The 22442-nt window shown below is 54.1% G+C and carries 19 protein-coding genes; 11 read left to right on the top strand and 8 right to left on the bottom strand.

Annotation, left to right across the window (positions count from 1 at the left end):
* The first annotated feature begins 31 nt into the window (after positions 1-31).
* The 6 genes from J2I47_RS09445 (at position 32) to J2I47_RS09470 (ending at position 6933) form a co-directional block, all read left to right on the top strand.
* Positions 32-643 (top strand): hypothetical protein, encoded by a 612-nt coding sequence (locus tag J2I47_RS09445; protein WP_207364328.1) that lies wholly within the window; start codon positions 32-34, stop codon positions 641-643.
* A 55-nt stretch (positions 644-698) separates the two neighbouring features.
* Positions 699-1574 (top strand): PIG-L family deacetylase, encoded by an 876-nt coding sequence (locus J2I47_RS09450; RefSeq protein WP_207364329.1) that lies wholly within the window; start codon positions 699-701, stop codon positions 1572-1574.
* A 112-nt stretch (positions 1575-1686) separates the two neighbouring features.
* On the top strand, positions 1687-2358 hold the full coding sequence (gene pgmB, locus J2I47_RS09455) for a beta-phosphoglucomutase (protein ID WP_207364330.1): 672 nt from the start codon (positions 1687-1689) through the stop codon (positions 2356-2358).
* A 109-nt stretch (positions 2359-2467) separates the two neighbouring features.
* On the top strand, positions 2468-4801 hold the full coding sequence (locus J2I47_RS09460; RefSeq protein ID WP_207364331.1) for a glycoside hydrolase family 65 protein: 2334 nt from the start codon (positions 2468-2470) through the stop codon (positions 4799-4801).
* A 180-nt stretch (positions 4802-4981) separates the two neighbouring features.
* Positions 4982-5644 carry an outer membrane beta-barrel protein gene (locus tag J2I47_RS09465; RefSeq protein ID WP_207364332.1) on the top strand — a complete coding sequence of 221 codons (663 nt, stop codon included), beginning with the start codon at positions 4982-4984 and terminating at the stop codon, positions 5642-5644.
* A gap of 50 nt (positions 5645-5694) precedes the next feature.
* Positions 5695-6933, top strand: coding sequence for a glycosyltransferase family 4 protein (locus J2I47_RS09470; RefSeq protein ID WP_207364333.1), 1239 nt, complete (start codon positions 5695-5697; stop codon positions 6931-6933).
* Positions 6934-6936: 3 nt separating this feature from the next.
* Here the strand turns inward: J2I47_RS09470 and J2I47_RS09475 are convergent, their stop codons facing one another.
* Complete coding sequence (locus tag J2I47_RS09475; protein ID WP_207364334.1) at positions 6937-7248, bottom strand: GNAT family N-acetyltransferase; 312 nt, start codon at positions 7246-7248, stop codon at positions 6937-6939.
* An 81-nt stretch (positions 7249-7329) separates the two neighbouring features.
* Here J2I47_RS09475 and J2I47_RS09480 point away from each other — a divergent pair, with 81 nt between their 5' ends.
* On the top strand, positions 7330-7785 hold the full coding sequence (locus J2I47_RS09480; protein WP_207364335.1) for a rhodanese-like domain-containing protein: 456 nt from the start codon (positions 7330-7332) through the stop codon (positions 7783-7785).
* A 3-nt stretch (positions 7786-7788) separates the two neighbouring features.
* Here J2I47_RS09480 and rfaD read toward each other — a convergent pair whose 3' ends face one another.
* A complete protein-coding gene (gene rfaD, locus J2I47_RS09485; protein WP_207364336.1) occupies positions 7789-8754 on the bottom strand; it encodes an ADP-glyceromanno-heptose 6-epimerase in 966 nt (321 codons plus the stop codon).
* Between the two features lie 369 nt (positions 8755-9123).
* On the opposite strand from rfaD, the gene J2I47_RS09490 reads away from it, so the two are divergent.
* The 4 genes from J2I47_RS09490 (at position 9124) to J2I47_RS09505 (ending at position 12532) form a co-directional block, all read left to right on the top strand.
* A complete protein-coding gene (locus J2I47_RS09490; protein ID WP_207364337.1) occupies positions 9124-9540 on the top strand; it encodes a 6-pyruvoyl trahydropterin synthase family protein in 417 nt (138 codons plus the stop codon).
* A 121-nt stretch (positions 9541-9661) separates the two neighbouring features.
* Positions 9662-10777 (top strand): lipid-A-disaccharide synthase, encoded by a 1116-nt coding sequence (gene lpxB, locus J2I47_RS09495; protein ID WP_207364338.1) that lies wholly within the window; start codon positions 9662-9664, stop codon positions 10775-10777.
* A gap of 66 nt (positions 10778-10843) precedes the next feature.
* Positions 10844-11812, top strand: a complete 969-nt coding sequence (locus J2I47_RS09500) for a zinc-binding alcohol dehydrogenase family protein (protein WP_207364339.1) — start codon at positions 10844-10846, stop codon at positions 11810-11812.
* A gap of 42 nt (positions 11813-11854) precedes the next feature.
* Positions 11855-12532 carry a hypothetical protein gene (locus J2I47_RS09505; RefSeq protein WP_207364340.1) on the top strand — a complete coding sequence of 226 codons (678 nt, stop codon included), beginning with the start codon at positions 11855-11857 and terminating at the stop codon, positions 12530-12532.
* A gap of 47 nt (positions 12533-12579) precedes the next feature.
* Here J2I47_RS09505 and J2I47_RS09510 read toward each other — a convergent pair whose 3' ends face one another.
* The 6 genes from J2I47_RS09510 to J2I47_RS09535 form a co-directional block, all read right to left on the bottom strand.
* Positions 12580-14823 carry a serine/threonine-protein kinase gene (locus tag J2I47_RS09510; protein ID WP_207364341.1) on the bottom strand — a complete coding sequence of 748 codons (2244 nt, stop codon included), beginning with the start codon at positions 14821-14823 and terminating at the stop codon, positions 12580-12582.
* 29 nt (positions 14824-14852) lie between these two features.
* Positions 14853-15995, bottom strand: coding sequence for a PP2C family protein-serine/threonine phosphatase (locus J2I47_RS09515; protein WP_207364342.1), 1143 nt, complete (start codon positions 15993-15995; stop codon positions 14853-14855).
* Positions 15996-16844, bottom strand: a complete 849-nt coding sequence (locus J2I47_RS09520) for a hypothetical protein (protein ID WP_207364343.1) — start codon at positions 16842-16844, stop codon at positions 15996-15998.
* Positions 16845-16960: 116 nt separating this feature from the next.
* Positions 16961-18214: a hypothetical protein gene (locus J2I47_RS09525; protein WP_207364344.1), complete on the bottom strand. Its 1254-nt coding sequence runs from the start codon at positions 18212-18214 to the stop codon at positions 16961-16963.
* Positions 18215-18343: 129 nt separating this feature from the next.
* A complete protein-coding gene (locus J2I47_RS09530) occupies positions 18344-18937 on the bottom strand; it encodes a 1-acyl-sn-glycerol-3-phosphate acyltransferase (RefSeq protein WP_207364345.1) in 594 nt (197 codons plus the stop codon).
* 296 nt (positions 18938-19233) lie between these two features.
* Positions 19234-22365 (bottom strand): glycosyltransferase family 117 protein, encoded by a 3132-nt coding sequence (locus tag J2I47_RS09535; RefSeq protein ID WP_207364346.1) that lies wholly within the window; start codon positions 22363-22365, stop codon positions 19234-19236.
* Positions 22366-22442: the final 77 nt, after the last annotated feature.

The following is a 22442-nucleotide window of genomic DNA, read 5'->3' on the forward strand; positions in this document are numbered from 1 at the left end:
GTGCCACTTTTTATAAACACACCATACCATCATGAAACCAGTCACTTTTTTAGCCCTTACACTATGGTTTCCGTCTAACTGCCTGGCACAGGTTCAAGTGCAGGATGGGGTTGTGGACTTTACAACGCTGAAGCAATACGTGACGAACTTACGCTTGATTGGCCAGACAAAATCAGCATCGGGCATCCTGTTCAACACAACGGATTCTACCGTTGTGTTGGCCCCTATTCGTGGATTGAAATTAAAGTTGAAAGCACTTATCAGTCAGCATGGTGGAACGCTGCCACCGGTTGATTCACTGACGGAGGTGCTGTCACTACAAACAGTTCGGTACAATACTGTTCGAAGTCTGTCGCTGCATCGTCGGGGTGCCGGCGTGAAAGGTCTGTTAATGGGAACGGGTGTGGGGGCACTTGTGGGGGTTGTTCAGGGAAGTGACCCACCCGGCTGGTTCTCCTTTTCGGCAGGGGATAAAGCTGTTCTGTTCGGTATTATCGGAGGCTTGGCGGGGTTGATAAGCGGGGCACTAAGTGTTGACACTGTCAATGCCAAAAGGCAATCTGTATCGAAAGAAATGCAGGGGCGTCTACGAAAGTATGCGATCGTTGACCAGTTGAGAAAAGCCAACGTCTACACGCCATGAAAACAGGTTGTCTTACCCGGCGTGTGTACCTTTGCGGCTCACTAATTGGGGTGTAATGCAGTTTATTCGTCTTTTTCTGTTGCTCCTTGCGCTGGGCACGCCGGTCTGTACGTTTGCGCAACCGCTTAAAACACTGATCGTTACGGCCCACCCCGACGATGAGACGATGTTTCCCGTCACGGTGTTCAAGCTCGTGCGCGAACTGGGTGGGTCTGCCGATCTAGCCCTGGTGACAGACGCCTCTGGTGGTTATAACGGCATGGTGGCGTCGAAATATTACGGCATGAACCTGCTCGATTCAACTATTGGGCGGCGGGCTCTACCAGCTATCCGGAAGAAGGAATTGATGAAAGCAGGTGAGGTTATGGGCATCACCAACTTCTACTTTTTCGATCAGGTCGACGATTTCTATTCTACCGACCCCGCCGCCTACCTGGGTGGCCGTCGGTGGAATACGGAGTTGGTTGACAGACAGTTGGATGAGGTATTGGCCAAGGGCCGTTATGAACTGGTTATCTGTCTGGTACCTTCTGCTGAGCAACATGCTCACCACAAAGCCGCGACCGTACTGGCCCTGCGGGCGGTGGCACGACTTCAGGGCCGCAAACCCATCATTATCGGTGGACGTACCCTTAGCCGCACTACCACGTTCTCCTTCTCCGAATTGCCCGGTTATCCCGAAACCAAAGTATTACCCAACGCCCCCGTTTATGAAGTCGACGTGTCGCACACATTTGGTGAAGGGGGCAAGCACAGCTACCAGATCGTAGCCGACTGGGTGAAGGCCGAGCACAAATCGCAGAGCGGCGACATGAATGTGGCCATGCACCGTGGTGATGTAGAAGCCTTTTACTATTTCGCCCAAAACGGCCCCGGCGGCCTGGAAACCATTAAAAAACTGTTCACCGCGTTGAAAGCGAGTGGGTATTAAAATTAATGAGTGAATGAGCGAATGAGTGATTGAGTGAATAGGATAATGCCGAGGCACACTTGCGTCAGCCTATTCACTCAATCACTCATTCGCTCATTCACTCATTCAAATTATGATCAAAGCCTTTCTATTTGACCTTGACGGCGTGCTGGTTGATACCGCCGTATTTCATTACCAGGCCTGGCGGCGAATGGCCAATTCGCTGGGGTTTGATTTTACGCACGAGTTCAACGAAACACTCAAAGGTGTGAGCCGGATGGATTCGCTCGACCGGATTCTGGCCCTGGGCGGTGTAGCCCTGCCTGATGAGCGCAAGCTGGAACTGGCTGCGCAGAAAAACGACTGGTACCTCGAACTCGTCAACCAAATGACACCCGACGATATACTGCCTGGTGCGGAAGCGTTTGTGGAACAGGCCAAACGGGCGGGGATGAAAATTGCCCTCGGTTCGGTTTCAAAAAACGCGCCGCTGATCCTGGCACGCGTGGGCCTCACGCACGTGTTTGATGCCATCATCGACGGCTCGAAAATTACGCACAGCAAACCCGACCCGGAGGTGTTTCTGAACGGTGCCGCCGAACTAAACGTGCAGCCTGCCGAGTGTGTCGTGTTTGAAGACGCCGTGGCAGGCATCGAAGCCGCCAAACGGGGTAATATGTTTGCCCTGGGCATTGGCTCACCCGATGTGCTGACCGAAGCCGATTTAGTTGTCCCCTCCCTGGAGCACATCACTGTTGCCGAACTGCTGGCCGCCGTTGACAAAGCGCAGGGGCTGGGTTATTAAGTCTGATGTTTAAAGTCTAAAGTTTAAGGTTCAATGTCCAAAGTTGCTCCGCATTCCGGTTAACGCGGAGCAACCTTGGACATTGAACTTTAGACATTGAACTTATTTTATGAAACAGTACCTTACCAACGACCCCTGGTGTGTGGTCGAAGACGGGTTTCACCCGCAGTATAATGAAGTGACCGAGAGCCTCATGAGCCTCGGCAATGGCCGGCTGGGCGGGCGCGGTAATTTCGAAGAGAAATTCACCGGTAAAACGCTGCCCGGCAACTACGTGGCAGGCGTTTATTACCCCGACAAAACCCGCGTTGGCTGGTGGAAAAACGGCTACCCCGACTATTTCGCCAAGGTGCTCAACGCCGCCAACTGGATAGGCATCGACGTAGACGTAGAATACGAAACGCTCGACCTGAACACCTGCGAGGTGCGTGATTTCCGGCGGGTGCTCAACATGCAGGAGGGCTATCTGGAGCGCTCCTTTATCGCGGTGCTAAAAAGCGGCAAAGAAGTAAAGGTCAACGCGAAACGATTTTGCTCGATCGTCGACGATGAAGCCGGGGCGATCCGCTACAGCATCACGCCGCTGAATTTCGACGCCAAGATTACCATTACGCCCTACATCGACGGGGCGATCCGCAACAAGGACGCCAACTACGACGAGACGTTCTGGGACGAGGTGCGCAAAGAAACCGGCTATGGCGAAGCCTACATTGAATTACGGACCCGCAAAACCGGCTTCCACGTCGTGACCGGTATGTGCGTGGAAGTGGAGCAAAACGGGGTTAAACTCGACTACCAGTCGCAGCCGATCAAGTACGAAAAGTATGTAGCCAACCGCATGACTCTCGACTGTCGGCAGGGGCAGGAAACGGTCATTTTCAAGTACGCCGTGAACCTGTCGTCGCTGAACTATGACTCAGACGAACTGCTAAAATCGGCGCATCAGTATATTCAGCGCATCTCACGGAAGGGCTACGACAAAATGCTGTTTGAGCAGCAGCAAGCCTGGGCCGACAAGTGGAAGATGAACGACATCACCATCGACGGGGATTCGGACGGTCGCACCGTTGCTGCGCAGCAGGGAATTCGGTTCAACATTTTTCAGTTAAATCAAACGTATACCGGTGAAGATGAACGGCTTAACATCGGCCCCAAAGGGTTTACCGGCGAAAAATATGGCGGATCGACCTACTGGGATACGGAAGCCTACTGCCTGCCGTTTTACCTCGCCACTGCCGATCAGAAAGTAGCGCGTAACCTGCTGGTGTACCGCTACAAACAGCTGGGAAAAGCCATCGAGAACGCGCAGAAACTGGGCTTCCGGGCCGGGGCCGCGCTGTACCCGATGGTGACGATGAACGGCGAGGAATGCCATAACGAATGGGAGATCACCTTCGAAGAGATCCACCGCAACGGGGCCATTGCCTACGCCATTTACGATTATGTGCGCTACACCGGCGACGAGACGTACCTGGCCGAATATGGCCTGGAAGTACTCGTAGCCATCAGCCGCTTCTGGAGTCAGCGGGTAAACTGGTCGGAGGCTAAGCAGCAGTACGTAATGCTGGGCGTAACGGGACCGAACGAGTACGAAAACAACGTCAACAACAACTGGTACACGAACTACATCGCCGCCTGGACACTTCGCTATACCATGCAGGCCGTAGACATTGTGAAGCGCATTGACCCCGCTGCCTTCGCCGAACTAACCGACCGGATTCACTTCCGCGAGGAAAAAGAGATCGCCAAGGCAAAGGATATCGTCGAGAAAATGCATTATCCGTTTGACGAAACGCGGCAGGTGTTTTTGCAGCAAAGCGACTTTCTCGACAAAGACATTATGCCCGTCTCGGAGATTCCGAAAGGACAGCGGCCACTAAACCAAAACTGGTCGTGGGACCGAATTTTACGTTCCTGCTTCATCAAACAGGCCGACGTATTGCAGGGCCTTTATTTCTTCGAAGATGAGTTCGACACGGCAACGCTGCAACGCAACTTTGACTTCTACGAGCCCATGACCGTGCATGAGTCGTCGCTGTCGCCCTGCGTGCACAGCATACAGGCGTCGAAACTGGGCATGAAGGAGAAAGCTTATGAGATGTACCTCCGCACCGCTCGCCTCGATCTGGACGATTATAATAACGACACCGAAGACGGCTGCCACATCACGAGTATGGCCGGCACGTGGCTGGCCGTAGTGCAGGGTTTCGGGGGTATGCGTGTCACCGCCGACGGTCTTTCGCTAGCTCCCTACTGCCCTGATGGCTGGACATCCTTTTCTTTCAAAATCCGCTTCCGTGGCGCTCTTTTGCAAGTGACGACTACGCAGCAGACTGTTTCGGTTGAGAACTTCTCTCCGCAACCCATTACGCTGCACATGCACGGGCAGACCGTAACGGTAGGCGCTAATGCGAAGCAGGAAGTGCCGGTTGTGCTGGCGTAAATCGCCCGTGTTGACTTGCCCCATCGTCTGGATAACCAACTGGTTGTTCAGACGATTTTTTTTGCTGGTGAATCTGCCAAAACCTGTCCCACTAGAAAAAAATAACGCACATCCTTATATTAAACTACTTAATCTATTACATTTGTACACAATTTATAAATAATTCATCATCAACGCTTTATGAAAACTATTTTCTTTTTTGCCTGTGTGTTAGGAGGGTTACCCGCGTTAGCGCAGGTAAGCAAACCGTTTAAAGTCAACGTAGCTGCCGGCTACGGCATACAGCCCACGAGTGGCGCACGCGGCGGGGTTTTGGTGGGCATTGAACCACGCTATAGCTTGAGCAATCAGCTTGAATTGGGTATTCGGCTGGGCGGCGTTTTTCCCTCACAATCAGTACCTGCCACCGTATATCAGGCAGATCGGTACACGGCAACCCCGGTTGTGTCGACGTTGGCAACGGCTAATTTCTGGCTTTCACCGGGCCGATTCCGTCCCTATATTGGTATTGGGTTGGGTAATTACTGGGCTACCACATCTACCTATACAACCGAGGTTCGCCCCAATGGCGGTATATCAGTCAGCAGCATTGGGCGAAGTGTGAGTAAACCGGGGGGCATGGTGCGAATAGGCGCAAAAGCGGGACACGTGCACCTGGCCGCCGAGTACAACCTGGTAGGCAGCACCACGCAGCAGGATCCAGATTACCGTGATGCGGCTATTTTGGGCTACATGAATGGACAACCCCTTTATGACAACACCACAAAAGTCATTAACTGGACTACGCCCAACGCTTACTTTGGCATCCAGTTGGGCGTCGATATCGGTGGTGGCGTACGCTAACTAAGTAGCTTCAGTTGGCACCACCAGACTATATTCATTAATTTTGGCCTATGAATATTGCCGTTTGGCACAACCTTCCCAGCGGTGGAGCCAGCCGCGCCCTCAATCAGCACATTAAAGGATTGGCCGAACGGGGCCACCAGCTTACGGTCTACACTACTTCGATGGCCGACAGTGCCTACCTCGACGTAGACAAGTATGTGGTAGCTACCCACGTGGTGCCACTGGATATGACGCTCCGGTTCCGGCACATCTACCGCGACCAACTGCGTTCTATCGCCTACCTGCCCGATACGCAGATTGAACGGATGCTGGCCGCCTGCCAGCAGTTGGCCGAAAAAATCAATGCCGGGGGGCACGACCTGCTGTTTGCCAACTCCTGCCAGCAGTTTATGATGCCCTACATTGGGCGATTTGTCAACGGACCAAAGCTACTTTACCTCCAGGAGCCAAACCGAACCCTCTACGAAGCTTTCCCAAAACAGCGCTGGGCGGCGTTGCCCGCCGCCAGCGGCCGTTGGCGAGATAAAGCTTACCGAAAAGCGTTTTGGCATGACCTCTTCGAGCAACGTCAGGCCCGGGTACGGGTGCGCGAAGAACTGGCCAACTACCATACCTATGATCAGGTACTGGTCAACTCGCATTTCAGCAACGAAAGCGTGGTGAAAGCGTACGGTCATGGCGCCAGCGTATGTTACCTTGGCATCGACGCCGCGCTTTTTCCCGACCTGAATCTCCCCCGAAAGCCCTTCGTGATGGGACTGGGAGCCTTTTTCCCGCACAAACGCCCCGACACGGCCATCCATACAGTGGCGCAACTACCCGATGCCAGTCGGCCACCGTTGGTATGGGTAGGCAATATGGGCAATCAGGAATACGTGGCCGAAATGCGTCAACTGGCAACCAACCTTGGGGTTGATTTTCAGACCCGCGAACGGGTTACGCAACAGGAACTGGTCCAGTTGCTCAACACAGCATCCTGCCTGCTCTATACCTCCGAACTGGAACCGTTTGGCTATGCTCCCCTGGAGGCCAATGCGTGTGGACTACCCACTGTAGCGATTGCTGAAGGGGGCATCCGTGAAACCGTGATCGACGAGAAAAATGGCTTGTTATGCCCCCGCGATCCCGTTCAACTGGCAGCGGCTGTGGAACGTCTGCTGACCGACGAATCGCTGTTTCAACGCTTGTCGGAGCAAGGCAAAGCATGGGTAGCCGATAAGTGGATCATTGACCAGGCCGTTGATCGGGTGGAAAAAGCATTGGAAAACGTCCTTCGTCAGGCGTGACATTTAGAAGTCGTTCACGTCATATTCGTCCGAAACAACACGCTGCCAATCGGGGTGACGTTTGAGGTAAGTGGCCACGAAAGGACAGAGCGGCACAATCTTGAGTTGGTGCGCTTCCACGTAGTCGAGCACCTGTTTTACGAGATTTGAGCCGATACCCTTTCCTTCCAGGTCGGGATGTACTTCGGTATGGGTTAATGCCAGCGTGTGGTTATCAACCTGCTCAAAAACCACCATCGACAGCTTGCCATCGGTGTGTAGTTCAAAGCGGTGTTTGTCTTGGTTTAGCGTAACCGTTTGTTCAGAAATAGCCATAAAAACCTGTAGTCTGTGTGCGCCTGTTGGTAGAAATGACTAACTTCCGTACCTAAATGTTCACCGTAGACCCTAAAAACCATGACTAGTTCGCTTCGCCACTGGGCCGTTTTCGGTCTGCTGATGCTCTCCTGGGCCTGTGTGCAACACCGTCCTGCCGACGGCACGCAGCAAGCCAGCCTGTTGCCTACTATTGATACCACCGGGCATGACCTCAATCCGGCTCAGGCAAAGGAATTTATTGCTACTCACCCGGGCGTGGTTGTTCTTGATGTGCGCACCCCCGACGAATTCCAGGCCGGTCATATTAAAGAAGCCACAAACATCAACCTCTACGACTCGCACTTTGCCAAGCAGCTAGCCACGCTCGACCGGTCTAAAACGTATGTGGTGCACTGCGCCGCAGGCCTGCCCAACGGACGAAGCCGCAAAGCTATTGCCCTGATGGATAGCCTCGGTTTTAAGGAGACGCATCACATGAACGGCGGTTTCAGTGCCTGGCAGCAGGCAGGACAGCCGGTGGTGAAAAAACCGTAAGGTTTAGAGGTAGGTACCCGCCTGCAGGTAGTGCTTCACGTAGTCTTCGATACCAGCTTCGAGCGTGTAGAACGGCCGTTCGTAGCCAATAGAGCGCAGCTTGGCCATGTTGGCCTGCGTATAGTACTGGTACTTGTCGCGGATGTCGGCGGGGGTATCAATGAAGTCGATCTGGGGGGGAAGGCCCATTGCCGCAAAGGTGTTGATGGCCAGATCGAGGAAAGGGCGGGCAATGCCACTGCCCAGGTTGTAGATGCCGGAGTTGCGGCGGTGGTGCATAAGGAACAGACACACTTCGACCACATCTTTCACATACACAAAATCGCGCATTTGGCCGCCGTCGGTAAAGTTGGGATTGTGCGACCGGAACAGCTTCATGCTACCCGTTTGGCTAATCTGTCGGTGCGCGTGAAAAATGACCGATGCCATACGCCCTTTGTGGTATTCGTTGGGGCCGTAGACGTTGAAGAACTTCAATCCAGCCCAGAAAAATGGTTTCCGCTCCTGCTCCAGCGCCCAGATATCGAAATTATTTTTCGACTCGCCGTAAGGGTTCAGCGGTTTCAGTTGCGGAATCAGCGACTCGTTATCATCATAGCCTAGTTCGCCAAGACCATACGTAGCGGCCGATGAAGCGTAGACCAGAGGAATTTGGTATTCAATGCATTTCGCCCATATTTTCTGCGAATAAGCAACGTTAAGGTGCTCGAAGATAGCGTAGTCAAATTCGGTGGTATCGGTACGGGCACCGATGTGGAAGAGAAATTCAACTTCCTGATAGTTAGCGTCGAGCCAATCGAAAAACTGCTCCCGGTCTACGTATTCCTGAATGTGTTTTCCGTCGAGGTTAGGCTTTTTGTCGGGGTTCGAAAAATCGTCGACTGCGATGATATAATTGAAATTTTCCTGATTGAGCTTTTGTATTAAACAACTGCCAATGAAGCCGGCAGCCCCCGTCACAATGATCATGAGATACTTCTGTTAGACCTAAATTCGATAGATACTCGACAACGACCTACTAATCAATTAAAAAAGTGGGCATAAAGGTATCTGTTTTCATAAGACTAAACCATACCCTCGTTGTAGATTTTGTAGTACTATTCCGCTATTAGGCAGTAATTAACTCTTTCTGGTAACATCGAGCCGCTAAAATCAATAGTCTTTGCCAGCAGACCGCTGTGCTGACTACAGTTGGCGGGCTACACTTTTCCACGCCGGAAGGCAGGCTCCGGTGGGTCAGGAAGTAATTTGTACTTTCCCGATATGGGTCAATATCCGTACTTTTGTCATTTCAACCCTACGGCGTTATCTGGCAACCGCCGCTAACAAACCAGATCCATGGTATACATTAGTCGAAAAGAACATTTCAACGCCGCCCACCGGCTATTCAATCCCAACTGGTCCGACGAGCGCAATAAAGAGGTATTTGGTCCCTGCGCCAACCATAACTGGCACGGCCACAATTTCGAGCTGATCGTGACGGTAAAGGGCGAACCCGACCCGGACACTGGTTTCGTGATTGACCTGAAAGTGCTGGGCGACGTGATCAAGCGCGACATTATTGAGGCGCTCGATCACAAAAACATCAATCTTGACGTGCCGTTTATGCAGGGAAAGATGGCCAGTTGCGAAGTGCTGGTCATGGAAATCTGGAAAATCCTGAACGCCGCCCTGGAACCCCTCACCGAAGCCCGCCTGTATCAGATTCGCCTCTACGAGACCGAGCGAAATTTTGTTGATTATTACGGAGAATAAGGGAATGCACCGCAGCAGCGGACCGTAATGTATAATGAACAATGTACAATGGTTTGCTATATGGCAAATAATTGCGCAGACAAAGGCATTGTACATTGTTCATTACACATTGTACATTGAAATGAAATATTACCTCATTGCCGGTGAACGTTCGGGCGATTTGCACGGGGCCAACCTCATTGGTGGCATTCAGGCCAATGATCCTGCGGCACGTTTTCGGGCGTGGGGCGGTGAACAGATGGCCGGTGCCGGCGCCGACGTAGTGCGACACTACCGCGACCTGGCCTTTATGGGGTTCTGGGAAGTGCTGAAAAACCTGGGCACGATCCGGCGTTATCTGCACGAGTGCCAAGCCGACGTGGCTGCCTATGCACCCGACGTGCTTATTCTGATTGATTATGCCGGCTTTAACCTGCGGATGGCCAAATGGGCCAAAAAACGCGGTATTCGGGTGTTTTACTACATTTCGCCTAAAGTGTGGGCCTGGAATCAGCGGCGGGCGCTGGCCATCAAAGCCAACGTAGATCGACTGTTCGTTATTCTGCCGTTTGAAAAACCCTTCTTTGCCAAGTTCAATTACGCCGTTGATTACGTAGGCAATCCCCTCCTCGACGCCCTGGCGCAGCACCTGCCCGATGAGCGCGTTCGGTTTCGACTGGCTCAGTTTCGCGGCGCAAAGCCACTGGTGGCGCTCCTGCCCGGCAGCCGCCGACAGGAGATTCTGGCCATGTTGCCCGTGATGCTGCAAACTACCCGTCACTTCCCCGATTACCGCTTTGTGGTGGGTACCGTAGACAACCTTCCCACTGACCTTTATAACAATATCATGGCTGATTATCCGGATGTAGGCCGGGTAGCCAATGCAGCTTATGATCTGCTGGCTATGAGTACGGCAGCCCTGGTCACATCGGGTACGGCCACGCTCGAAACAGCTTTATTGCAGGTGCCGCAGGTGGTTTGTTACCGCACGTCGGCGGTGAATTATGCCATCGCTAAACGGCTCATTGCGGTGCCTTATCTGTCGTTGGTGAACTTGATTATGGATCAGCCGCTGGTAACCGAGTTGATTCAAAATACCCTGAATGTCAATCAGCTAACTGAAGAGCTGCGCGCCATTTTGCCCGGTGGCTCTCGCCGCGAAGCGGTATTGACCGGCTACAACGAACTACAACGCCGCATGGGCGAGCCGGGTGCTTCGGCTCGCGCCGGTGCCGCCATGGTTGCTGCGCTTCAGTAGGCAGGTAGCGGCGTTACCAGACAGCTGCACAAACGAAAACCAGGCACGTTTTTTACCGATGAACCCATGAAAGCCGCTGTTATCTACCATCCCGGTTTACCCGAAGCTCTTGTTCTTCAGGAACGACCTATACCTGTTCCAACGGATGGCCAGGTGTTGATTAGGGTGAAAGCTTTTGGCCTGAACCGGTCCGAACTGATGACCCGCAAGGGCCTGTCGCCCAACGTTCAGTTTCCCCGAATACTGGGCATCGAATGTGTCGGAGAAGTAGCCAGTGACCCCTCTGGGCAGTACGCCAAGGGGCAACAGGTGGCCGCGCTCATGGGCGGCATGGGACGTGACTTCGACGGCAGTTATGCCGAGTATACGGTGTTACCCAAACGTCTGCTGCATCCGTTTGAGAGCACCTTGCCCTGGGAAACGCTCGGGGCTGTTCCGGAAATGTTTCAGACTGTATATGGCTCGTTGTACCTAGCGCTGGACAGTCAGCCGGGCGAAACGCTGTTGGTCCGCGGGGGTACGTCCTCGGTGGGGATGCTGGCCGTACAACTGGCGAGCCGGGCTGGTCTGACAGTGCTGGCAACGACCCGCAATGCGCGCAAAGAGCAGGTATTGCGTGATAACGGGGCAGTGCATGTCCTGATAGACGATGGTCAGGTAAAAGAAAAAGTGCGGGCTATTTTTCCGCAGGGGATTGATAAGGTGCTGGAGTTGGTGGGTGCCAACACCCTCCACGACTCGCTGAGCTGCCTCAGGCCCGGTGGTACAGGCTGCATGAGTGGCATGTTGTCTGAAAGCTGGACAATACCTGATTTTGCGCCGATGGAGTTTATTCCGGCCACGGTTCGGCTAACCATCTATGACTCCGGCCAGATCGGCAGCCCAACAGGCGCTTTTCAGAATTTCGTCCGCCAGGTTGAAGCAGGCCAGGTAAAACTGGCTGTTAGTGGGGTATTTAACCTGGACAAGATTGTAGAGGCTCACCAGTTCATGGAACGCAATGAGGGGGCTGGTAAACTGGTCGTATTGCCCTAACTGAATACAGTCAACTCATTTATCACACGCATAGCTTGCAACATGAACCCTATCCTGCCCGGACTTATAATCAGTTTGCTGCTCGGCTCAACAAAGCTGACGGCGCAGGCGATCAGGCTGACGAAAGACAGGCTGTTGCCCAATCAGGTGTCCATGTCGTTTGGGCGAATCATGGGTAAAGAGGCCCTTCGGGTTGTTAAGGATACGACGATACAGAAGGTGGACGAGCCAACATTCGTGCGCTTAAAAGGCGTTGACTTCACCAACGGCACCATTGAAGTCAGGGTACTAAGTCGACTGCTAAAAAACGCGCCGGAGACCGCCCGTGGGTTTATTGGGATAGCTTTTCGAATCGACGAAGCCAATTCCAGCTACGAGAGTATCTATATCCGTCCCACCAACGGCCGGGCCGACGATCAGGTGCGGCGTAACCACTCCATCCAGTACTACTCGTACCCTGACTACAAATTTGATCGGCTAAGAAAGGAAGCTCCGGAACGTTACGAATCCTACGCCGACATGGCTCTAAACGAGTGGATCACTCTGAAGATCGTGGTGCGGGGGCCGGAAGCCAGGCTTTACCTGAACAATACGAAACAACCCGCCCTGCTCGTGAAGGATCTGAAACATGGCGCGGGTAAGGCTGGCGGCATTGGCCTGTGGGTCGACGTTGGCACCGAAGGCTTTTTCGCAGATTTGACCGTTACCAAACAGCCGTAAACCTCAGCGGATTAGTTGCTCCGCAACGCAGCCACTTTTAACAACAGCTACTTTCTCGGCAGACAGTTTTCGTCGGAAAGTGGGTGTGGACGGACTTCCCAGCTAATCCGGTCTTTGAGCAAATTCTTCATCTCCTGCCGTTTCAGGACGTTTACGTTGCCCAGGTCAGTGGCAAAAATCAGCTTGTGCTGCGCCAGAACGGCACCAGCCCGCCGCACTACCGACTGCGAGAGGCTGTCTTCATAAGCGGGGTTACAATGAATAAACGCCCACATATACGCGTTTAGCTGTCCCGTTTTTTCGTATGTGCGGCTGTATTGCCGGAACCGTTTCAGCGATGTTTCGTACGACTCTTTTGGATCGAGTTGCACCACATTCGATTCGGCGGGCTTGTTGGGTGCAATGGAGAAAAGGATCAATAGCCCCAGTATCAACCCGCCGCCAATCAGCAAAGGCCGGTTTTTTGACTGCCGTGCCCGGTTGACAACCTTATCAACCCGCACTCGCATCCGGTCGAGCGCGGGTGATTTAAGTGTTGTGACCCCAATCGGTGTTGAACCGGCAACTTTACTTACCAACTCGTTGTCAGCAGGTTGATCCATCGATGGTCTACCTGTTTCATTGTCGCTAACCAACGGAGCGGGCTCTTCTGCAACCGTATCAGCTACGGTTGATTCGGCAGCGATGGGTTCATTAACCGTTGTTTCCTGAACCGCTTCGTCTTCCTCGATTCCGTCGGCTGGGCGGTCGGTGGGGGGAATAACGTCTGGCTCCTGACTCAGCGGCTCGTCGAAAACGCCCGTTACCGCAGTGGGTGATGGCTCGAACAGGTCAAGCTGATTCTCGATAGGGGCTTCTTTTTCTACCGCTACGTCGCCGGTGTCGGTCGTCTGTTTCGCCGTCACCGGAGCCACTTTCGGCTTACCAAACCACGACGCAAACAAACCCGTTTTGGCTTTCTTGTCTACTACGGGCGCGGGTGCGTTGGCGGGCGTAACCTCGGTCACAAAAGGCTCTATCACGCCGACAACGGGCTTTTTTACAAACCAGTCGGCCTCATTATCAAACAGTTCCGTTTGCTGACTATCATAATCGTCAGGCACATCATCAGCATCGCCGGCGGCTGGTTCGGGCTGGCTAGCCTGGCCGTTGTGCCATGTAGTGGTTGCGGTGGGCTGGTCATCGTTGGCCGCCTGTACTGGTCCGGCAAGATCATCTTTTGGCTCCACCTGCGGCACCTGCTGCTCGGTATGGGTGAGGGCCAGTTGCAGCCGTGCCTGTTGCAGCCAGTGGGCCACGTCGGGAATGGGAATTCGGTCTATGACAGGTTCGAGCACATTGACCACGCCCGCCCAGTTCTGCTGCCGGAACGCCTGTTCGGCTTCCAACAGATCGGGTTGCCAAACCAGCAGACTCAACAACTCTTTGGCCGACTGCACCCGTTCGTCGCGGCTGATGACCAGGCATTGCCGAATGATCTGCTGGTAAGGTTGGGCAATGCGGCGCATGTCGTCGGGGAAACGGTCTTCACCGGCATTCCGCCAGAATTCATAGGCTTCTTCGCGTTGCGTTTCGGGAAACGACCGCCGGGCAATCATGTGTTTACCCGTAATCAACTCGTACAAAATGATCCCGAATGACCACAGATCGGCATTATAGTCAATGTTTTCGGTGCGCAGCTGTTCGGGGGCCATGTAGGTGACCGTGCCGATACGCATGCTGTTCTGCACAAAGGCCCGCGCCGCTTCGGGGTGATCGGTCATCATTTTGCTGATGCCAAAATCGGCAATAACAGGCCGGAAGGCGGTGCCCTCGGCATCGGTGTAGCGCACCAGCAACACGTTTTCGGGCTTGATGTCGCGGTGAACGATGTTGTGGGTGTGGAGGTGGTTTAACCCCTGCAAAAACTCGTTTACAAACCGCTGTTGCTGGGTGGTGGTCAGGCTCTGCCACGTCAGGGCCGGGCTGGTGAGGTTACCATCGCGGTAGAACCGCATGACCAGAAATTCGTAGGTGCCAAAGGGCGTAGCATAGCGGCCATAATAGAGGTAACGCACCACAAACCGGTTGGGCGGCACAGCCTGCGTATGGGCATATTCCTTTTCCAGCGTCAGCGCGTTGTCGTCGATGCTGTATAACCGGCGTTTAATGGCGACTTCCTCGTTGGTTTCCAGATCAACGCCCCGATAGATTTCGCCGTGTCCACCCCGGGCCAACGGCATACTGTAGTCACAGGCAAACTGCCGGGTGAAGTCGTCGTAGGTCAGAAATTGTTGCTTGCTGTATTCCACGGTTCAGTTACAGGTTTTGGCCGGTGTGTTTACGAGAATAAACGCCGAAACCAGTTCCGGTTTTCAGCCTGCCGCCAGCGTTCATCGGCTTCAGAATCGCCTTCGGCCAGCAGTTGAAACGAACCACCGCTGTCGTCGGTAGTGGCGTTCTCCGGGCCGTTTGTTTCTCCATTCGCAGCGGCATATTCCACTACAGGTTCGCTGGCATGGTCTACCAGTTCATGAATGTCTGACTGCACCGGCCAGGAGGTAGCAACCGGAGCCGGCGCGGCCACATCAACTGGTTCTGGCTCAACGGCCATAGTCATCGGTACTGCCACCGGCTCGGCCATGGGTTGCACCGTGGGGGCCACTACCGGGGCCACCATCGGTGCTTCATCGTCGGGGATGAGCGGCGTGGTCAGCGGTGCCACATCGGCTACGCGAATCAGGTAGCCCGAATAGTTATCGCGTGAGCCATCAGCGCAACAGGCCAGAATCGACTTTACTTTATCCTGATCCGAATGCACGGTATCAGCCAGCAGGTCAGTTAGCTGCGTCGTGTCTATGCACTCCAGCACCCCATCGGTGCAGAGAAAAAAGTAATCATCCGGAGCCACGTCCTGCGTCACGTAGACGGTGGCGGTAGTGGGGTTGGCGCTGCCCTGAATAGCCCGCGTAATCACGTTGCGGCGGGGGTGATTGGCGGCTTCTTCGAGCGTAATCTGCTTGGTACGAACCAGTTCATTCACCAGTGAGTGGTCGTCGGTTTGGTGCAACACCTGGTTGTCGCGCACGTGATACACCCGGCTGTCTCCCACGTGGGCGATAGTCACCCCCCGGTCGTGCAAACTCAGCATAGTCATCGTGGTCGACATGCCCGCCAGGTTGGCTTCGGGTTCATCGGCGATGGCGCGATCAAAGGCGGCTTCTATATACAGCAGGGCCTCGCGCACAAACGATGAGTCGACGGGAGCGTTGGGCCGTTGTTTGGCAAACCGCTGCAGCGACTCACCCGCAATGAGGCTGGCTACTTCGCCGCGCTGCGCCCCTCCTACTCCGTCGCACACGACGAAAAAACGGTCGTGGTGCGTGGCACGGCCCACTGGCGGCACAATGTAGTCTTCATTGTTGTCGCGCCGCCCCTGTTGGGTGAATCCCACCGGCGGATAGATCGATACGACTCGGTTCATCTATTTCCCGTTCAAAGCCATCAACGTACGGTCAATCTCACCAATCTTTTCGGTAGCCATCAGCTTAAATGACCGCGTGAACTTCCGGTCGGTCGACAGCTTTTCCAGTTCAGCTTTTGAGGCGGCGTAGAGCTGACGACGTTTGGTCATTTCATTGCCAAAGGCCAGCATATCGGCCTGCATTTTCTTGGAAACGGCCTCTTTGTAGTCCAGTTCGTCTTCCAGTGCTTTTACGTCGGCCTCCAGCTTCTTGCAGTCGCCACCGCCCCCACCCCCCGCGGCTATGGCCGGGGCGCGGCTGTCTTTGATGGCGTTGATAGTGGCAATCTGCGTATTCAGGTTGTCGACTTTCTCTTTCAGACCCGCGTTTTCGGCCTTCACCTTTGAAACGTCGTCGGCGTTGTTTTTAATGTCAACCAGTGCCGAGCGTTTAGCCAGGTAGTTTCGCCGTTCGATATTGATCCGATAGAGGTAGGAACAGGCATTGTCGCGCATGGTGAGCCGGGCACCGGTGAATAGGTTGTTGCGCTGAAACAGGTCCACCCGACCTTTGAAATCGCTGTTTTGCTTTTCGGCGGCCTGCAACCACATGCTCCACGTTTCGCTGGATGCCGTTTCGGCGGGACGTTGAGCGTCAATTTCTTCCATCCGCTTTACATAGGCTTGCAACGCACTCATCTCTTTAGCCAGCGTCTGCTGCTCGCTGACGGCCTTCTGGTTCAGGCTGCTCCCCCCCGATTTTTTGGCAATCTGGTAGGTAATCCCCACCGGTATGGCCGTAATAAGGGCATACACTAAGATGAAATTGAACAACGATGCACTGCGCTCGGCTCGATTAATGGGCTCCATGAAGGGTAGAAAAAGGTTAAACGTTCAATGTTCAACGTCTAAAGTTGCTCTGCGTCCGGGCTACGCCAATTAGCGAAGCAACATTAGACATTGAACTTTAGACGTTGAACTAACATCTATTGAAAACTATACCCCCCACTAAACGGGTCGTTGACGCGTTCGGTGGGGCGGTCGGCACGGTGCGTAGACCGGCGTTGCGTATCGAAATCGTAATCGGTGTTTTCCTGGCCAATGTATTCCAGTTCGGTCATACGGCGGAAGATGCTGCGGAAATACTCCCAGCAGCGGTCCAGCAGGGGCAGGTGCTCCTGCAAATGTGCATGCCGGTATCCTTTGCTAACTACTTCATTAATAGCTACTTCTACGGCGGCGGGTTCGATGTTGGTCCAGCTCTGAAAGTAAGGCAACACCAGTTCGCGGGCCAGTGAGGGCGAGTTTTTATCTTCCTCACAAAGACAGTCGAGCGTGGTTTTCAGCAGCCGGGTCATGCGCGTGATGCGCTTGATGTACTCCATCGGCGACTGTTCGCGCCCGCCAAATTGCAGGTGGTTCAAGACGTCATCGGCACCTTCGGCCACGGCCTGCGCCAGTACCCGAATCTGCTCGGCCAGTGGACCAGCCCGGTAGGCCTGCTCGGTGCGGCGTTTGCGCACTACTTTGGCCACGATCAGGTAGGCATCACGCTGCACTTCGGCAATAAGCTTGTCGAACTTATTGGCCCAGCCCAGCAACCCAACATAGCCACTGATAGCCGAGCAGGCTGGAATGAATGCCTCATCCTGAGCTACTTGCCCGTATTTTACCAACAGCTGCCCCACTACCAGATGGTACGATTCAAACGAGGCCGACGGATAGTCAGGCACGGCAGCAACGCGGGCCATACCCTCGGCTTCATACTGATAGCCCGGCACCACGTTGAGACGGTAAGTAGGCACCGAAAACGGCGGACGTGGAAACGGTTCGTTGTTGGCCGGAATACCCTCCGGCTGCCGCACAAACAAATCGACCGACAGCACCACCAGAAACTGGAGTTCGTCGGCCATTGGGATGTTGTAGTTTTCGAGCAGGGCGGTCAGGTTTGTCGACAGTTCCAGCGGCTGGTTGATCAGTTCAATCCGACAGCCGGCCCCGGTTATGGCCCGGCAGTTGTTTAGTTGAATGCGGATGTTCTGATTACGGTCGGTAATAACCTGAAGCCCGAAAGCAGGTGCATCAGAGGCCAGCAGGCCGTAGTTGTAGTTGGTCAGGCCAAGGGCCGCCGTGTCGCGCAGGTGGTCGCTGACGAAGTGTTCAAAGTCGGTGAAGTGCTTGCGGGCAATCTTCATCCCGTCTACCCAGTTTACCGGGTAATGTTCCAGTTTTGGCAGCATGAACCGTTGTGTGTGGCGAAAAACCAGGCTGATACACCGCCAAATTAAGCTGTTGGGGTCACTAGCCGCAGTTTATTTCTACTAAACGAATTACATCCATCATATAGCTATACAATATAGACAAAAAAATCACTGTTCGGCAACAGTAACAGTGGGGGCGGGAATGTCGCCTGTAGCGAGCCAGTTGAGGAGCCAGGTTTTGTGCGGACCTGAATGCTGGGCAAAAAACTGGTAGAACGGCAGCATGTCGCGCTGGAAATCGCCGGTTAGGTATATCGGATCGCTCAGCACGATCTCTTTGCGTGGGAAGCTGAAACCAGTCAGGATAAGGGGCACATTGGCCTTCAGGGCTATGTAATAAAAGCCCGTTTTCAGCTTGCTCACGTCCGACCGGGTTCCCTCAGGTGTAATACACACATGCAATCGCTCGTGCTGCGCAAACGTGTCGGCCATGGCATCGACCATATTGTTGGCCTTTTGCCGATACACGGGCGTGCCACCCAAGCCTCGAAACAACCAGCCGGAGTACCATTTGAACAGGGAGCTTTTCGCCAAAAAACCCACGTATACTTTTACCTCGTGCCGCACCCAAAGGCCAATGGGAAAGTCCCAATTGGTGGTATGCGGCGCTACAATCCAGAGTGCTTTGGGCACGGTTGGGTGCGGCCCGGTTATTCGCCAGCCCAGCGCGTGGTAAATGGATTGTAAGATGGCGCCGATCATGAGATGGGTAAGTTGCAGGTCTAAACCTTAGACTTTAGACCTGCAACTCATTAGTAGTTCCGCTCTTTGCTGACCAGCCAGCGGCCAGCGATGAAGGCAGAGATGAGCAGAACGGCATAGAAAATTAGTGTGCCGATAGTTGAATACGTGTCGTGTGTCATATGTGTTGAACCAGATTCAGGGGGCAAAGATAGAAAAAGAAGGCCCCCGTTTGAGAGCCTTCTCGCGTACCACGGGCTTTAGTCCGTAAGAAAATACATATGGACTGGGCGTCCCCGACTAAAGTCCGTGGTACGTTAGTTGATGCCTAGGTTGCTAACGTGCGCCTGGAGCAAATCGTTATATTTCTTAGCCATTGCCGGCTGGTTAGCCTCTTTGTAAGCTTCGGCAATAACCTGCAGGGCGTATAGCTCGTTGCGTGGTGAGGCCGATTCGTCATGCGTTTTTTCGTAGTAACTCAGCACCTGCTCCGCCCGCGTGCTCATCGTATCGGCAATCTGGGCCGCTTTTTTTGCGTCATTCAATTCCAAATACAGCCGCACGTAACTGGCCGACACCTGATCATACGGAATGCTGGCATCGGGCAACACCGACATGCTGTAGTCAAGGGCTTTTTTGGCCATATCGGGCTTGTTTTCGCGGATAAGCTGGTCGGCAAGGCGGAAGAAGGCGATCCGCGCCGAAATCACCGGCGACCCTTTGTAGGTGTCGTCGTAATAGGCGTTCGGATTGTTCATTTCGCGCCAGAACGTTTTGGTCATCATGTTTTTGTACATGACGTCTGAGTTCACGTAGCCGTCAGTAACCCCCGGCACGGCCACCGGCATCAGGCGGTAGGCGTAGCCTTCCAGCTGCATGTGGTCACGCAGGTTCAGGTAGCTTTCGTTGCCCAGCGTGGCCGAGAAATAAATGGGCCGTTGCCAGTTGTTCGTCGCAATCATGTCGAGCATGATCAGGTCGGGCTTGTACAGGTTGCGTTCACCGATGTTCCACGTCAGCGTATCTTTCAGGTACGGACGCAGGTTGGCCGGCACGAAGTTGGCCTTGTCAACAGCCGCTTTGTCGATGGGCAGAAACAAGGTAGCCGAGGGCAAAATGCTGGCTGTTCCACCCGATTCGAGCGGGGCACGCACGGCGGGGTTGTTTTGCTTAATCAGGCTGATATACTGCCGCAGGTCAATACCGTTCTTAACAGCGGGGTTGGCATAGAACAGCACCACGTCGTTGATGCCCTTGTTGAACTGCTCCATGTCGAGCGAAATGGGCAACGCCTGCGATTCGTAGGTCTTGCGCTTCATTTGCTGAATGTACCATTCGGTGCCCAGCAGACTGAGGTTACACACCCGCACGTCGCGGCGGAAGCCTTCTACTTCCTGCACGTACCAGAGCGGGAAGGTATCGTTATCACCGCCGGTAAACAGGATGGCGTTTTGCGCGCAGGAGTTGAGCAGGTTTTTAGCAAAATCGACCGAATGATACCGGTGCGACCGGTCGTGGTTATCCCAGCTTTTGAAGCCCATCATCACCGGCACCAGCAAGGCCAAACCAGCCACCAGACCGTTGCGGGCCACACCATTTTTGATGATCGTGTTAAGCCCTTCTGCCAGCGACATCACACCCAGGCCAATCCAGATGGCGAAGAAATAAAACGACCCCACGTAGATGTAGTCCCGTTCGCGGGGTTCGGTGGGCGGCGAGTTAAGGAATATTTGCAGGGCTATGCCGGTGAAGAAAAACAAGAGCAATACCACCAGAAAATCGCCCCGGCGCCGAAACGCCTGAAACACAATACCGAGCAGGCCCAGAATGAGGGGCAGCATGTAGAAATTGTCGCGGCCTTTGTTGTTCTTCAGTGTGTCGGGCAGGCCTTTGTCGGTCGAAAAGGGTAGCAGATAACCCGCGCCTTCAAAGTCGCTTTCCCGGCCGGCGTAGTTCCACATCAGGTAGCGCGCCCACATGTGACCAAGCTGATAGGTGAAGAAAAAGCGAAGGTTATCGCCAAACGTCGGCACCTGCCCTTCCTGTAAGCCCAGCCAGTTACGATACCGCTCTGGGTGGTCCGTCTGCGTACTCCAGATGCGCGGAAACAGCATCTCGTCGCCCTTATTGTAGATGTATTCGGGCTTATAATCGAACACCGTATAGCCCCCCGCCGATTTGGTATAGACGGGTTCGCCGTCTTCCTTGCCAACCGGGTTGCCCGCCGTATAGATCGGTCCGAACAGCAATGACCGGCTGCCGTATTGTTCGCGTTTCAGGTACGAAATGAAATTCAGCGCGTCGGCAGGGTCATTTTCGTTGATCGGCGGGTTGTAGCTCGACCGCACCAGCACCTGAATGAAGGAGGCGTAGCCGATGAGCACAAAAGCAAACGCGAGCAACCCTGTATGCAGGGCCACCATGTGTTTCCGCCGCGACCAGAGCAGGCCATATATAAGCAGGCCGAAGAACAGGATCACGAAAGCGATCATGCCTGTGTTGTAGGGCAGGCCAATGACGTTAACGGCAAAGCGTTCCAGCGCAAACGCTGAACTGGGCAGGCCTGGAATAACGCCGGCGTTGATGACCGCCAGAAACACCATGCCGATACAAAACGCCAGCGCCGTGCCCCAGAAGGTGCTTTTTTCATAGCGCACGTTCGAGACCATGTTGGTGCGAAGCAATAAATACAGCGCCCCAAACACCAGCGCCAGAAACACCGTCCGCACCAGCACATCTTCAAGCCAGACCAGCCCAAAGTAGAGCGCGATGGCCGATACCAGCATCACGGCCATGTCACGCGGTGACACGCGGTTGTAGTGTTTGTAGTAGAAAATCATGACCAGCGCAGGCAGCGTGACCAGGTTCAGCAAGTGAACGCCAATAGACAGGCCCGTGAGGTAGGCAATCAGCAGCAACCAGCGGTTGGCCGTAGCCTCGTCCTGAATGCGCTCCCACCGGAACGCCGCCCACACCACCACCGCCGTGAAAAACGACGACAGGCCATATACCTCAGCTTCGACCGCCGAAAACCAGAACGTGTCGGAAAACGTGTAGATCAGAGCACCCACCGCGCCGGAGCCAACCACCAGCAGGGTATCGGCCAGATCATAATCGGCTTCGGCTTTGTCCAGAGCCTTCTGCGCCAGCATCGTGATGGTCCAGAACAGGAACAGGATCGTGGCCGCGCTCCCCAGCACCGACACCATGTTGACCCAGTAGGCCACCTTGGTCACGTCACCACCCGACAGGAATGAAAACAACCGGCCCAGCAGCAGAAAGAACGGCGCGCCGGGCGGGTGGGGTACCTGCAGTTTATAGGCACAGGCAATGAATTCGCCGCAGTCCCAGAAGCTGGCCGTGCGCTCGACCGTAAGGGCGTAGGTAACGAACGCTACAACGAAAATGGCCCAACCTGTTACGGTATTCAGGCGTTTATAAGCAAGCATGTGTGTGTAGGATTGAACTGAACTATTGCCCAAAAATAGCGAGAAGTGCCCTTTTAAGGCTGTTAATTATTCCTAAA

Source organism: Fibrella rubiginis, from assembly GCF_017353185.1.
Taxonomy (GTDB): domain Bacteria; phylum Bacteroidota; class Bacteroidia; order Cytophagales; family Spirosomataceae; genus Fibrella; species Fibrella rubiginis.

Bases quoted from the DNA above. Each gene is read 5' to 3' on its own strand.
- J2I47_RS09445 (WP_207364328.1), top strand. From the start codon at position 32: ATGAAACCAGTCACTTTTTTAGCCCTTACACTATGGTTTCCGTCTAAC.
- J2I47_RS09450 (WP_207364329.1), top strand. From the start codon at position 699: ATGCAGTTTATTCGTCTTTTTCTGTTGCTCCTTGCGCTGGGCACGCCG.
- pgmB (WP_207364330.1), top strand. From the start codon at position 1,687: ATGATCAAAGCCTTTCTATTTGACCTTGACGGCGTGCTGGTTGATACC.
- J2I47_RS09460 (WP_207364331.1), top strand. From the start codon at position 2,468: ATGAAACAGTACCTTACCAACGACCCCTGGTGTGTGGTCGAAGACGGG.
- J2I47_RS09465 (WP_207364332.1), top strand. From the start codon at position 4,982: ATGAAAACTATTTTCTTTTTTGCCTGTGTGTTAGGAGGGTTACCCGCG.
- J2I47_RS09470 (WP_207364333.1), top strand. From the start codon at position 5,695: ATGAATATTGCCGTTTGGCACAACCTTCCCAGCGGTGGAGCCAGCCGC.
- J2I47_RS09475 (WP_207364334.1), bottom strand. From the start codon at position 7,248: ATGGCTATTTCTGAACAAACGGTTACGCTAAACCAAGACAAACACCGC.
- J2I47_RS09480 (WP_207364335.1), top strand. From the start codon at position 7,330: ATGACTAGTTCGCTTCGCCACTGGGCCGTTTTCGGTCTGCTGATGCTC.
- rfaD (WP_207364336.1), bottom strand. From the start codon at position 8,754: ATGATCATTGTGACGGGGGCTGCCGGCTTCATTGGCAGTTGTTTAATA.
- J2I47_RS09490 (WP_207364337.1), top strand. From the start codon at position 9,124: ATGGTATACATTAGTCGAAAAGAACATTTCAACGCCGCCCACCGGCTA.
- lpxB (WP_207364338.1), top strand. From the start codon at position 9,662: ATGAAATATTACCTCATTGCCGGTGAACGTTCGGGCGATTTGCACGGG.
- J2I47_RS09500 (WP_207364339.1), top strand. From the start codon at position 10,844: ATGAAAGCCGCTGTTATCTACCATCCCGGTTTACCCGAAGCTCTTGTT.
- J2I47_RS09505 (WP_207364340.1), top strand. From the start codon at position 11,855: ATGAACCCTATCCTGCCCGGACTTATAATCAGTTTGCTGCTCGGCTCA.
- J2I47_RS09515 (WP_207364342.1), bottom strand. From the start codon at position 15,995: ATGAACCGAGTCGTATCGATCTATCCGCCGGTGGGATTCACCCAACAG.
- J2I47_RS09520 (WP_207364343.1), bottom strand. From the start codon at position 16,844: ATGGAGCCCATTAATCGAGCCGAGCGCAGTGCATCGTTGTTCAATTTC.
- J2I47_RS09525 (WP_207364344.1), bottom strand. From the start codon at position 18,214: ATGCTGCCAAAACTGGAACATTACCCGGTAAACTGGGTAGACGGGATG.
- J2I47_RS09530 (WP_207364345.1), bottom strand. From the start codon at position 18,937: ATGATCGGCGCCATCTTACAATCCATTTACCACGCGCTGGGCTGGCGA.
- J2I47_RS09535 (WP_207364346.1), bottom strand. From the start codon at position 22,365: ATGCTTGCTTATAAACGCCTGAATACCGTAACAGGTTGGGCCATTTTC.